Annotated in this window: 12 protein-coding genes; 1 reads left to right on the top strand and 11 read right to left on the bottom strand. The window is 46.4% G+C overall.

Annotation, left to right across the window (positions count from 1 at the left end; genetic code table 11):
* Positions 1–246: 246 nt before the first annotated feature.
* From M3593_RS12360 to M3593_RS12405, 10 genes are all read right to left on the bottom strand, one after another.
* Positions 247–1,674, bottom strand: coding sequence for a S8 family serine peptidase (locus M3593_RS12360; RefSeq protein ID WP_144477962.1), 1,428 nt, complete (start codon positions 1,672–1,674; stop codon positions 247–249).
* Positions 1,675–2,009: 335 nt separating this feature from the next.
* Complete coding sequence (locus M3593_RS12365; RefSeq protein ID WP_144477964.1) at positions 2,010–2,666, bottom strand: response regulator; 657 nt, start codon at positions 2,664–2,666, stop codon at positions 2,010–2,012.
* On the bottom strand, positions 2,641–4,488 hold the full coding sequence (locus M3593_RS12370) for a GAF domain-containing sensor histidine kinase (RefSeq protein WP_251543007.1): 1,848 nt from the start codon (positions 4,486–4,488) through the stop codon (positions 2,641–2,643). Before M3593_RS12370 ends, M3593_RS12365 begins: the two co-directional genes overlap by 26 nt.
* Positions 4,489–4,701: 213 nt before the next feature.
* Entirely contained in the window at positions 4,702–5,631 is a 930-nt protein-coding gene (locus M3593_RS12375; protein WP_251543009.1) for a peptide ABC transporter permease, read from the bottom strand.
* Positions 5,628–6,476 carry an ABC transporter permease subunit gene (locus tag M3593_RS12380; protein ID WP_144477970.1) on the bottom strand — a complete coding sequence of 283 codons (849 nt, stop codon included), beginning with the start codon at positions 6,474–6,476 and terminating at the stop codon, positions 5,628–5,630. Before M3593_RS12380 ends, M3593_RS12375 begins: the two co-directional genes overlap by 4 nt.
* A 73-nt stretch (positions 6,477–6,549) precedes the next feature.
* Positions 6,550–7,038 (bottom strand): hypothetical protein, encoded by a 489-nt coding sequence (locus M3593_RS12385; protein WP_251543011.1) that lies wholly within the window; start codon positions 7,036–7,038, stop codon positions 6,550–6,552.
* A complete protein-coding gene (locus M3593_RS12390; protein ID WP_144477974.1) occupies positions 7,025–7,507 on the bottom strand; it encodes a hypothetical protein in 483 nt (160 codons plus the stop codon). The genes M3593_RS12385 and M3593_RS12390 overlap by 14 nt, the downstream gene beginning before the upstream one ends.
* Positions 7,508–7,618: 111 nt before the next feature.
* Positions 7,619–9,025 (bottom strand): MATE family efflux transporter, encoded by a 1,407-nt coding sequence (locus M3593_RS12395; protein ID WP_186326799.1) that lies wholly within the window; start codon positions 9,023–9,025, stop codon positions 7,619–7,621.
* Positions 9,026–9,132: 107 nt separating this feature from the next.
* Positions 9,133–10,002, bottom strand: a complete 870-nt coding sequence (locus M3593_RS12400; protein ID WP_251543013.1) for a hypothetical protein — start codon at positions 10,000–10,002, stop codon at positions 9,133–9,135.
* A gap of 24 nt (positions 10,003–10,026) precedes the next feature.
* Positions 10,027–10,545, bottom strand: a complete 519-nt coding sequence (locus M3593_RS12405; protein ID WP_251543015.1) for a hypothetical protein — start codon at positions 10,543–10,545, stop codon at positions 10,027–10,029.
* Between the two features lie 210 nt (positions 10,546–10,755).
* Here M3593_RS12405 and M3593_RS12410 point away from each other — a divergent pair, with 210 nt between their 5' ends.
* Positions 10,756–12,288 (top strand): multicopper oxidase family protein, encoded by a 1,533-nt coding sequence (locus M3593_RS12410; RefSeq protein ID WP_251543017.1) that lies wholly within the window; start codon positions 10,756–10,758, stop codon positions 12,286–12,288.
* A 36-nt stretch (positions 12,289–12,324) separates the two neighbouring features.
* Here M3593_RS12410 and M3593_RS12415 read toward each other — a convergent pair whose 3' ends face one another.
* A complete protein-coding gene (locus tag M3593_RS12415) occupies positions 12,325–12,846 on the bottom strand; it encodes a hypothetical protein (RefSeq protein WP_251543019.1) in 522 nt (173 codons plus the stop codon).
* Positions 12,847–12,909 lie beyond the last annotated feature (63 nt).

The following is a 12,909-nucleotide window of genomic DNA, read 5'->3' on the forward strand; positions in this document are numbered from 1 at the left end:
CTGCTGCAAAACTATTCTTCTAAGGTTATAAACTTTATTTCCGGAATGTCTATTTTGGCATCGTACAAAAGTTGTAGATGGAGTAGTGCTGATGTATTTATGGTTTTCCAAAATTTGGATTACGGTGTAGTTTTCAGGTTAATCTTGATTTCCTATTCCATTGAGATGCGCGTCATTTGCTAGTTTTTTTCTCACTTCAGCATTGCAAAAATCTCCCTCGCAACGGCAAGGGAGATCAACTAATCATCACTTTTTCATTTTAAAAGCTGCATCTACCGCTTTATAAGCATTCACATAACCGGCGCCGACTTCCCACTCAGCGTAATCCGGCATTGCTGTGGCGGTGTTTTCAAGGATTGATTTTACCTCGGAAGGTGACAGCAACGGGTTTGCCTCCAGCATAAGAGCAATGATGCCGGCGACGTGCGGTGCGGCCATCGATGTTCCGCTCATCGTTGTGTAATAAGGCAGGTATGCCGGCTCTATATATTCAGCGTCAGAGGTTGCTCCAAGCGCCACGAGGGGGCTGATGACCCTGGTTGAAATGATGTCGACTCCTGGTGATGTCACTGTCGGCTGATCGACCCATTTCCATGTCTTGCCGTCGACAGTGACGGTTCCTCCCCGGCCCTCTTCACCGCGTGATGAAAAGTCGGCGAGCTTTCCTGATTTATCCCCGGCTGCAACGGTCACTGCCCATGGTGCCTTCTTGTAATTCCCGGAAATCGTTTTTGCGTCCGGACCAGAATTCCCTGCAGAGAAAACCGTCACGATTCCTCTGTCGTACAGTTTTTTTGTTGCGATATTAATAGGATTGTAGGGATCAAAGTCAGTTCCGGCGTCACCCGTGTCTCCCCAGGAATTCGTGATGACGCGTATATTGTATTGCTGCTGATGGGTCAGCGCATAATCAAATCCGCCAAGAGTATCAAGCATTGCGACCGCTGCGCCTGATCCGTAGCCAATCAGGTTCGCGCCAGGAGCAACCCCTTCATATTTCCCGCCAGACATTTCGCCAGTTCCGCCTACAATACCAGCTACATGTGTGCCATGGCCGGAACTTGAATCAGTGTTCGGCACATTTTCAACATATGAAACAGGCAAAAGCGTGCTTAGTGCATTCAGGTTGGTGGATCCAAGCACATTCTGGACGAGATGGCTGCCGAATTCCAGATCCTGATGCGTTCCGTCGACCCCGCTGTCATTGATGACGACGCCAATTCCCTTTCCAGTGACCGGCAAGCCGCCGTTAAGCTTTCTCATTGTGTCATCTGTCCGAACCTGGTCCACACCGGTGAGATCCGTAGCTTTGGCGTTTTCGTACTCCAGCTTTTTGTTCAAATAGATGGATACCACCTGGTCACTTTGAGCAAGCTGATCAACCTGCGATTTTGTCGCGAGAATTCCCGCGATCGGCAATTTGTTCAGCGTCAGGCCCTTCGTGATGCCAAGCTTCTCCAAAAGATTCACCTGCTCCGGCAGGACCCCTTCATCACTATTAAAAGTGACGATTGCTTCGACCGGCGTGATGCTCTTCAGCAGGGTTTCCGCCAGTTCAGAGTCCACAACTGCTGTACCAGGCTCAACTGCCTTAGTCGCCGTCCCTGGAACCATCGCAGCAAAGACTGTCGCGGCCGTGAGAATAAATGATAAAAATGCAGCTTTTAACTTCATTAATTTTTCAGCCCCTTATTTTTTTCTTAATATTCCCACAATATTTACACGAAAACCATTCTGCATTGGGTTTAAAAAATGATATCTTCTGTACTAATCTTCGATACTACCAAAGTAGTATCTAAAGAACAAAAAGCGCAAGCGCCTTGTTCAGCCCCGACAAGCGCTGGAGGGCCTGACAGTGAAGTCGTTCTTTGACTTCATTGGCAGGACCGAAGCGTCTCGAGGGGCTAGGCGCTGGAGCTGGATTAAAACACCCATATGCAGTTATCCACACAAAAATGCTTTTATAATTTCCTATACAAAGAAAAAGAGCCCCGTCATGAGGACTCTCTTTATACTCCGCTCGATGTCGGCGGGATTGGTACGAGCTGATGCTGGACAGCATGGATGACAACCTGTGAACGGCTCTTGACGTTCAGCTTTTTGAAAATTTTGCTGACGTGGATTTTCACCGTTTTGTCGCTGATGAACAGGCGGTCGGCAATTTCTTTGTTGCTGAGGCCTTCCACCAGGCAAAGAAGCACCTCTTTTTCGCGCTCAGTCAGGGTCGTGTCCTCCTGCTCTGTTTGTTTTTGCTGGTGAAAGGCGAGCAGTTTCCTGGTCATCGAGGGATGAATGACCGATTCGCCGCGGGCGACGGTCCTGATCGCTTCGACGACCTGGTCGGATGGCGCGTCCTTCAATAAATATCCATCCGCTCCTTCGCGGATTGCGGACATGAAGTATTCCTCGTGGCTATGCATCGTCAGCACAAGAATTTTGATATTCGGGTATTTCTTTTTTAAAATGCCAGTGACTTCGACACCATTTTTCATCGGCATGTTGATATCCATCAAAATCATATCCGGCTGACAATTTTCCACCTTCAAAAGGGCATCATCCCCGGAAACAGCTTCACCGACGACTTCGATATCTTCTTCAACGGACAGGATGTTTCGCAGCCCATCGCGCAGTACAGCATGGTCATCCACTAGCATGAGCCTGATCATGTATGTTTTCCCCCTCGATTCCCATTCTAGGAACGGTGATGCTCACTTCCGTTCCCGAGCCTTCCTTGCTGTCGATCTGCAGGGAAGCGTTGATTTTTTCAGCAGCATCGTTCATCTGCAGGATGCCGAAATGCGGCTGGTTCCTCGCCTTGAGCATTGCCTGGAACAGCGAGAATCCTTTTCCTTCATCCTTGATTTTCAAAAGGATATGCTCCGTTTGATAGCTTAAGAGAACCTGTGCCTTCATTGCCTGTGAGTGCTTGATGGCATTGTGCAGGCTCTCCTGGAAGGTGTCGAACAGAACCTTTTCGACCATCGGGCTAAGCTCCTGCTCCTTGCCTCTGATCTCGAATTCGATATCCATCTTGTATTCCTTCTGGACAGCTTCGATTTTCCGCAAAATCGCTTCTGCCAGGGTCGCTTTCTGCGTCGGATATGGACGCAATGCATAAATCGACTCGCGGACCTCCTTCAGGCTTTCCCTGAGGCCGCTGACACTTTCGTCCACAAGCTTCCTTGTTTCTTCTGGATTTTTCGTGAACTTCTTACCCGCGGTCTCAAGCTTCATGACCGCCCCGGCAAGAGTCTGAGCCACACCGTCATGGATATCGCGGGCAATCCGGTTCCGTTCTTCAAGGACAATCCGCTTTTCCTTTTCAGTAAAAAGCATCCTTGTTTTGATAATGACAGCAAGCTGGTTGGCCAGTGTCGCAATTGATTGGACATCATGGTCCTCAAAGCTTTTCGTCCGGCTCCTCGCGACGATGAACATCCCGATTGTTTCATTCTCGATGACAAGCGGTGAGTAGACGAACGCCTTCACGTCATCTTCAAAACACGCAGCTGCCACACCGCCATCTTTTTTGCGGTCATTATAGACAACAGGACTGCGCATGCCGTCAAATTCAGCAAACGCCTCTGATGGCAGCTCGCAATTCAATATGGTCCTCCCATCTTTGAAGCTAAGCTCCCATTCGCCATCCCGTTTAATCCATAATGAACTTGCCTCTGCTCCAATCAATTCGTTGAAGCTGCCGCTTAATGCCGACAGCCAGTCCTGTGAAGGAAGCATCTGGTTCAACTCGGAGGTGATCGAAAAAAGCAGCTTCAATCGGTTCTTCTCCCTTTTCAGCCTCGCAACCGTCGCGCTCAAAAGGGAAATCCCGACAAGCGGCGAGAAAAAGAAGAAGTAGGCAAAGACATCGATTTCATCGCGGTTTTGGCTGCCGACCACATAAAGGGTAATGCCGTAAATCAATGAAATTGCCGCACTATTCATTTCTGTGATCGTTTTTTGCTTCCAAACTTTAAACGAATAATGCTGCGGCCTGATGAAAAGGACGAGGTCGACAATCACATTGTTTACCAGTACATAGACTGCCAACAGGAAAAGATAACCCAGCATTCCCTGGAAAATCGGTGCGGGTGCAATTATCGCAAGCAAAGGCTCCATTACAGGCAAAAGCATGGCGGCAGAGTAAAAGCTCAGCACCAGCTGGGCGGGATTGAACAAAACCGTCCGAAGCGGTCTTCTATGGATGATGTTCACGATCAGGACGGCAGCTGCATAAGCAATCGCAGTATACGAAAATCCATACAGCAAGAACAACACGTAGACCACGGGAAATGTGATGGCTGTATGGCCCCTCCACACCGGCATTGGGTAGTACTCGCTAATAAGCAGGAATAAGAACAGAAGTGCAAAAACAACCGGTTCAGCAGGCAATTCTATTTTTACAAATGAATAAAGGATGAGTACCCAGCCAAGCAGTGTAACTGAATTCATGAACAGCTTCGCATACCACTCCCTTTTTTGTTTCACTTGTTTCACCCCTATCGCGTTTAGAATTTTCAGTTAATTAATTTTATAACGACAGGTTCCAGATTACAAATAAAACCCATTCACTGGCCGAATGGGGGTGCCACTAGCCAATGAATGGGCCAAACTCATATAGAGTTTCGTTGAACACTATTATGACAAAAGCTTTGGAAAATGACTATTCATCAAACGGGGTATTTTTATAGTACAAAAGTGTTATACTCCCTTGTTCTTCCTTACCATATCCTTATGGCTGAAAAAGTCGCTCAGGGCCTTGTTAATCATTGCCACACTCAGGGCGGTCATGGCGAAAAACAGGATTGGCACATAGACAATCCATTCATATGCAAGCATAAAGCGCTTGTTCAGGCCGATCAATCCAGACCATTCATGGGTGACCGAGGAAGGCGGCCCTTCGCCCAAGATCGTCCCGCCGAAGAGGACGAGCATGACACCAAGGTGGACAAGCAGCGTAAGCACCTGCAGGAATTGCTGGCCAAACATCAATATCCATTCTTCATAAAGCTGCGGAAGGATGTGCTTGAAATAGATATGGCGCTTGCTTCCTCCCAGTGTAATGGCTGACTCGATGAATTCCTCCTTCCAAATGCGGCGCTTTTGCTCAATCAGCTGGACAGTCAAGGCCGGCAGCGCGATCAATACCAAAATGATGAATTCATAGACCACCCTGACCCATAAAGGGTGATTGAAGCCGTTGATCGTATACATGACGACCGTGGCCAGCAGGAAGTAGGCAATCAGCGTCTGTGGGAAAAATGACAAAGGCTCGGCAATCGCTTTTAGCAGCTTGAAGATCCGTTCCGGGACCCTGAAAAGGAAATAACTGAGCACAACCGATAAAACCATCCTTAAAAAAGCGACAATCAAGACGATGCCGATTGAATATTTCGCTCCCTCAATGACCGTATGGAGCATATCATAGCCATACATGTCCGACCCCAAAACAAAAACATCAAATGGCGGATACGGCGGAGCCTTGTCCAGGCTTCCATCTTCATTGTAGACGAAAGGAACCTGCCTGATTTTCCCGTCGTTCACAACGGTGTTCAAAATGCTCAGGACCAGAAGAATCGTCAAAAAGGATACTCCAAATATGAATTTCTTCGTTTTCAGCAATTTGCTCATAAGGTTAACCTTCTAAAATCTATTAGTCTGTAAATCAGGAAAAACGGCGTGAAAAATAGAATGCAGCTAAACACGAATAGTTCGACGGATATATGCTTGATATTGAACAGCATCAAACCGTCCAGGTTAAATATGTATTCAACCATGACAAGCGTTGAAAGCATCATCCAGACAATCGTCTTGAAGTGACCCTGCAAATCCTGGCTGATATTGCGGAGCACATGGACATTCAGCATATAAAAATACGACAGGCCTTTTGCTTTTGCCAGCAAAATGTACTGCTGATCCAATTCTTCAAAGATTTTAAGGACGATAATCTGCGTCAGGAACAGAAAAAGCGGCAGGCTCAGGCTGATCAGCGGCAGCAGGAAAGCCTGGTGATCGGTTCCAAGCGAAGTCGTCTGGACGAATTTCACGCCAAAGGTCTTAAAAACCCAGATCACTACCGCCTGCAGCAGGAACATCCATAGCACATCAGGAACGGACCGGATGATTTCTATGAAGCTTAGAATATAGTCTTTTTGCTTTTCAAAAAAGAGAACGAGCAAATAGGACAGCAGGAACGCCGCAGCTGTGGCCGCGATAAGAGCCGTGCCCAATGTCGTCATCGAATAGAAAAAGCGGCCCATCACGGCCGGCAGCATCTCATGCTGGCCATTGTATGTCAGGCCAGTCAATGTGAAAATCTTGATGGCAAGGTCCTTTATGCTTTTGAAATATCCTTCCGTATCAAAGGTCAAATCCCTCAGGAGGACTGGCAGACTGCCGATGAAGATGAAAATGAGCACACCTGTTATGTATTGGATCAGAAGGCGGAGCAAACGTGTGGTACTTGTCTTAATCATCGAAATATTTCCCCTTTATTTGAGTTCCTCCCTAATTATATGAAATTTTTAAAAAATATGACAGTAACTTCCATCAGGTGCGCTCCTTTTTAATAAGGAGGTAAAAAGCCAGCAGCAGCGTTTGAACAAAAAGATAGATCGGGAAAGACCAATACATCTTATAGCCCTTGTCATAATGAAGCAAGCCAATCTGGAGCCCAATCCACTCCATCAGCATTGAAAATGCCGACCAGATCAAAACGTAAAAAATCACCTTAACACCAGAAATCTTGTATTTTTCATAGAAGTAAACAAAGAAATAACTGTATGGCCCATAGGATATGTAACTAAGGAAGTCCATGAACTGAAAGGCGGAGCGATCATTCACATCATAAAAATCCCACGGCTTGACACTGATGGTATGGTCGAAAAACAAGACAACATTGACCCCATAAAAGTAGTAGGCAATCGTTTCCAGCTTATTGAAAAGCTTCGGCGCAAACCAAAGGGCGCCATGCAGCACAATGAGGCTGCCAATGATGAACCACTCATTCTGGTTAAAAGCATCCTCATAAATTTTCATCTTTATTGCTCTCCTGGACGTTGATATTCAGCAGCATCCTCAAGACTCCAAGGGCGATCAACAAGTATATGGCATTAATAATACCACTGTAAAAAAGATTCCAGCGGATAAACTTAATGATTCCAAAATAGTCGTTAAACCAATCCATTCCAACCAGGATGAATAAAAAGGCTGGTAAAAGCAAAGCTATGTTTTTTCCCGATTCCTTCAGGAGGTAATAATTGATAAAAATTACGACGACAGCTGGCAGCAAAAGGTTTCGATAAAGCAGAAATGACAGGTAATCCAGATTGCCACTCGACTTTTCCATTAAATGCAGTTCCATCCGTACTATTGTGATGAAAAGGGTCGCTAAAAACACAATGACCATATATATAATGGAATTCTGCAAGAGGTTCAGCGGTCTCCGCATGGAAAATAAATGAAGAATGGCCAGGATTGCCAATGAAAGATAAAGTGGGAGAGGCATAATAAACATCCTTTAATAAATTTCAATTCATCACTCTTTACTTTGTCCATCTTCAAACATCCTAATCACCTGAATTAAAAACAGCATACAGCCGGAACCGTATGCTTGTTTTCAGTAGTTATTGGCGCAGGCGGACATGTTTTCTTTTGCAGTTTGCGGGTGGCAGTGTGATTCTGGATCTGGTGCTTTTTCGAGCGCCATCCATTTCCCTCTTTTGAACTGAATCGCCAGGACCACCGCACGAAATGCGATATCGGCGCCAATTGCGATCCAGACTCCTGCTAGTCCCCAGCCCAGTTTGATTCCAAGGATATAGACAAGCACCGTGCGCACTGCCCACATGCCAAAGCCTGTCAGGTACATCGGGAACTTGGTATTATTCGCACCTTGAAATGCCCCTGTCAGCACCATCAATACGGCCAGGAATGGCTGGAAAACTCCCGAGATTTTCAGGGCTGTACCGATATTGTCAATAACCTGCTGATCTTCGGTGAAAAAGCTGCCTGCCCAGTCACCAAGAAAGAAGAGCAACGCACCGAGTACGGTCATGAAGCCAACAGTAAGATAGGTCGAAAGCCTCGCGTAATGCTTGGCCTCTTCAATATTTCCGGCTCCGATCTGCTGCCCGACAAGGATGGTTGCCGCTGTCGCAAAACCATAGCCAATCATATAAGAAAAGACCTCTACATTCCCGGCAATCTGGTGGGCTGCAAATGCATTCGTCCCGAGCGCAACGACGAAGCCGAAATAGACGATTTGTCCTGCGCGCATGACCAGCCTTTCACCTGCCGCCGGTGCTCCCAGGGTTGTCAGCTCCTTAAGGTGAGTCTTGTCAATACTCCAGTAATCCTTGCGGAAGGCAAGGGTTTCTGTACGATTCACATAGTAGAATAATGCAATGCTGCCGATCAGCCTCGAGAATACCGTTGCCAGCGCGGCACCGACAATCCCCATTTCAGGTATGAATAAAAATCCGAAAATAAGGACGTAATCCAAAACGGCATTGATGATATTGATGACAATACTGACCTTCATCGGAGACTTTGTATCCCCTGCTCCCCTCAAAATGGCACTTAACACAAACATAAAGCTAATCACGATTGACGGAATCCCGACAATCCTGAAATAGAGGGCTCCAGCCTCGAGAACTTCTGCTTCTATCCCCATCAATTTGAGAAGAGGCTCTGCAAAAATCAATGTGATGATACCCGTTATGATTCCAAAAGCAGCAGCAAGAACGATCGATTGCTGTGATATATGCCTTGCTTTTTCCGGCAAGTTTGCACCGAGAAAGTTCGCAATCCTGACATTGGCTGCTACCCCAATTGCCATGAATAACGCAAAATAAATGGCAAGGACCGCATTGGTCACCCCTACAGCTGAAACTTCGGCAAGGCCAATTTTAGATACAAAGTATGTATCAACAAAGCCAAGGATCGTCTGAAAAAAATTCTCGATGACTGCCGGTATTGCCAGTACAGTAATGATTTTCAGCCGGCCTTTATCCGTTTGCGGCATGGTGATTTTCCCCTCAATGACCTTATCCTTCAATACATTAACCTCCTTTGCTGAGGGATGAAAACAAAAGCACACTATCAAAGTGTGCGCATCGTTTTTAGTATGGCTTACTCCTGTACCTCTATCACAAAAGAAACGGTATAGAGCTTGCCTTTATACTTGAACTGCCCCCAAATCTTGAACAATCCTTCCCTTGGGAAGCTTGTCATATACTCCACCCTGGGGCCCTTCGTGTTTTCATCGGCTGGATGGACATGAAGGAATTCGTTCATATCCTCGCTGACAATCACGACATGCCCTGCAGAACCAAGATATGGCTCGAGTTCCGTAACAGGATCTCCTGTACGATCGCTAAGTTCGAAAATTAACTTTACCGGTTCATCCACCCTGGCCTTTGGAAGGATCAGTTCGATTTCAAGGTCATCTACCGTTTTTCTCATGACTTTATCGGCGTTGATTTCTTCATCGCCTTCCTGTCCAGCAACCACAAGCTCATGAGTTGCCAGCTGCTGATTTGCCCCTTCCGGCAGGAAATCGGCATACAGTTTATATCTGCCGGCTTTAGGGAAGGTTGTTTTAATCTGGAATCTCCCCTTTCCCAGATAAGCAGGGTGAAGATGCTGGAATACCGATAGATCCTTTTTAATAGCCAGGAGATGCATTTCTTTATCATGGACAGTGGTAAACACCTCATGCGCTTTGCCAGATGCATCTTTAATATCAAGGACAATCTCCGTTTCCTGATTGCTTTCAATCGGTTCAGGATTTGACTTCCACTCCACCTCGACCTTCAATGCACGCTGCTCACCTAAAAGCTGGCCGTGTCCGTGATCCCCTGGGTGGCCTGCATGGGAATCATGCATGCTATGGTCCTGATGTGGGTTGGCAGAGTGATCGGCGGCCGATCTGTTTTCTCCCGTTAAGCCATCCTGCTGCATAGAGCTGTGGCGGCTATCATGGTCATGTTCACGATTCATCCTCTCAACCTCCATTCTAAAAATTTATTCTTCCATAATATGACTGAAATGATTCACTACCTTCTTTTGTTCATCCACAGTACCGAGAGGTGTTACGTCCGCTTCATTCTCTTTAAGGAACTCTGTAATCATTTCGAGGAGCGTTACTTGCTGCAGTGCCATTTCAATATGTGCTTCCTTCACTTTAAGATCCTTCATCTTTAGAGCGGAGACGAAATTATCCTTTGCCATCGCCTCGGCAGATGTCTTGATTTCCATCGCGATATGCCTGTCCATCTTTTTGCTGCCTCTCGTTGTCGTTTCAAACTGATTCTGGGGAAGCTCATCGAAATCTGGAATCTTCTCGAAGTCGCTTTTATCCGGATCAAGCATATCCATCATAATGCGCACATGGCTGCGTATGATACCTGCCTTCAAATTTAGCAAATTTATCAGTTTTTCATCCTTTGCTTCTTTTGCCAAAAGCTTCATTTTCATAAGCATGCCGTCGTGGGCAGGTAAGTGGGATGTGATCAATCCTAAATCAGACGCTGGAAGTAACAAAAGAATATTCCTCCTTACTTTTTTCATTGCCTCAAATAACCACTACCACTTTCAGGGAAGGATAAACTCCATAGAAAATGCATATTTAGCTGATACGGTTTATTTTGTTTGCAATTGAAAAATAGCGCTTATAAAATACTACACTAGGTATACCAAAGGTATAATGTCAGAATCAACGATGGCCAAGGCTACAAAGGAGGCGCAAAAAAAGTGAAAAAGTTTGGTATAGCAGCACTGATCATCCTTGTCTTAGTCCTAGTAGGCGGCTGGTTATTCATGAGGATGATGGGCGGAGGCATGGGAGGGAATATGCCCGGCCAAGGCGGCGGAATGATGAACGGTGGCGGAATGGGAAATGGCGGAATGATGGGCGGCGGTTCCGGCCAGGTTGAGGATATGAAGAATGAATCTTTTGCCGAGGGAGAAAAGCCACTCCCGATTCCTCCGATTCTTGAAGATGAGAATCCCGACCCGGGCAAAGCAGAATTCACTCTTGTTGCCCAAAAAGGTTCGATGGAGTTTTTAAAAGGAAAAGCTACAGATACATTCGGGTATAATGGCGATTACCTTGGCCCAGTCATTCGCGTCAAAAAGGGCGATGACGTTTCTGTCAAAGTGAAAAATGAGATTGGTGAAGCAACCACACTACACTGGCATGGTCTCGAAGTGGATGGTGAGGATGATGGCGGTCCTCACAACGGAATCCAGCCAGATACTACCTGGAACCCGCAATTTAAAATCGAACAAAACGCGGCAACATTATGGTACCATCCGCACCTGCTCCATGAAACAGGAGAACATGTTTATAAAGGGCTTGCCGGGTTATTTTTAATCGATGATGAAGAAAGTGAAAAACTGGACCTGCCAGATGAATATGGTGTGAATGATATACCATTGATTGTCCAGGACAAACAGCTGGATGAAAATGGACAGTTTGATTATGATTTGAGCATGCACGACGTGATGATGGGTCTCCAGGGTGACACCATTATGGTCAACGGAGCCATCAATCCGTATGTTGAGGTTCCGAAAGGAAAGGTTCGTTTCCGGCTGCTCAATGGGTCGAATGCGCGGATCTATCAATTCGCATTGAGCAATGGACAGGAATTTTACCAGATAGGTACGGATGGCGGTCTGATGGAAGAGCCTGTGAAGCTGAACAGCCTCATTTTAAGCTCCGCCGAGCGGGCAGAGCTGATTGTGGATTTTTCCGAATATGAAGAGGGCCAGACAGTCGAGTTGTCAGACCAGGGCACCTCATTCATGAAATTCGTCGTAACTGGCGAGGAAAAAGGGCCAAAAGAACTTCCCTCCCAATTGGCTGACATTCCGCAAGTCGATGAATCCATGGCTTCCAGGACAAGAGAGTTTGTCATGTCAGGAATGGGAAGCAATGTTACGATCAACGGCAAACAGATGGATATGGATCGGATTGACGAGCAGCTCAAACTTCATGATACAGAGATATGGGAAATTTCGAACGAGGGCATGGGCATGATGGGCAATAATATGGGAATGGCTCACCCATTCCATGGCCATGGCACTCAGTTCCTGATTTTGGACCGGGATGGAAATCCGCCACCTGCAAACGAACGGGGCTGGAAAGATACGATTTTGGTCGCACCTGGAGAAAAAGTGCGTGCGATTGCGACATTCGACCATAAAGGTTTGTTCATGTACCACTGTCACATCCTGGAGCACGAGGACGCCGGGATGATGGGACAATTCACGGTAGAAGAGTAATACTCCGGACATCCCCGGAGTCTTTTTTTTGTGGCATTAACCGATCAGGAGATGGACCCCTAAGGCAATCCCAAAAACAATCGCGATTGCCCGGTGGATTTTTTTATACGCGAGATACTTCTTCCCCTTTGCCCACTTGTCCAGGATCAAGCCAAAGGTTACAAGGAAAGCAAATCCTATCAATGTCGCTAATCCGCTGTAGATGCTTTCCCATTCTTCATTAGTCTGCAGGAAAAAATAAGAGCCATGCGCAATCGCTCCTGAAAAAGCAGCCCAGCCAATCAGTGTATGATGCTCCCTCAAAAGCTTGTATGCTATCTGGGCCCACTTCAAAAATCCAACTTTCCGTTTTTTTAATTGCAGGAATAAGAGTCTGGCCAGCCAGAGTGCAAAGGCTGCGATCGCTCCTATTTCGGCTGCTGTTCCGAACTTCTCGTAAAGCTCGCTCAACAAATCAGTTTCACCAGCGAAGAAACCGAGGATCAACATACCAGCAAATGCTGCAGTAACTATGTAGCCACCCAGCTTAATCCATTTTGACAAAGCATCTTGGGACATACGCTTCACTCCTTGTCTAATTATTCTATCCTATACCCTGAAACCCATTCTATATTAGGCAAA

This window comes from Mesobacillus sp. MER 48 (genome assembly GCF_023714225.1).
In the GTDB taxonomy this organism is placed as follows: Bacteria; Bacillota; Bacilli; order Bacillales; family Cytobacillaceae; genus Mesobacillus; species Mesobacillus oceanisediminis_A.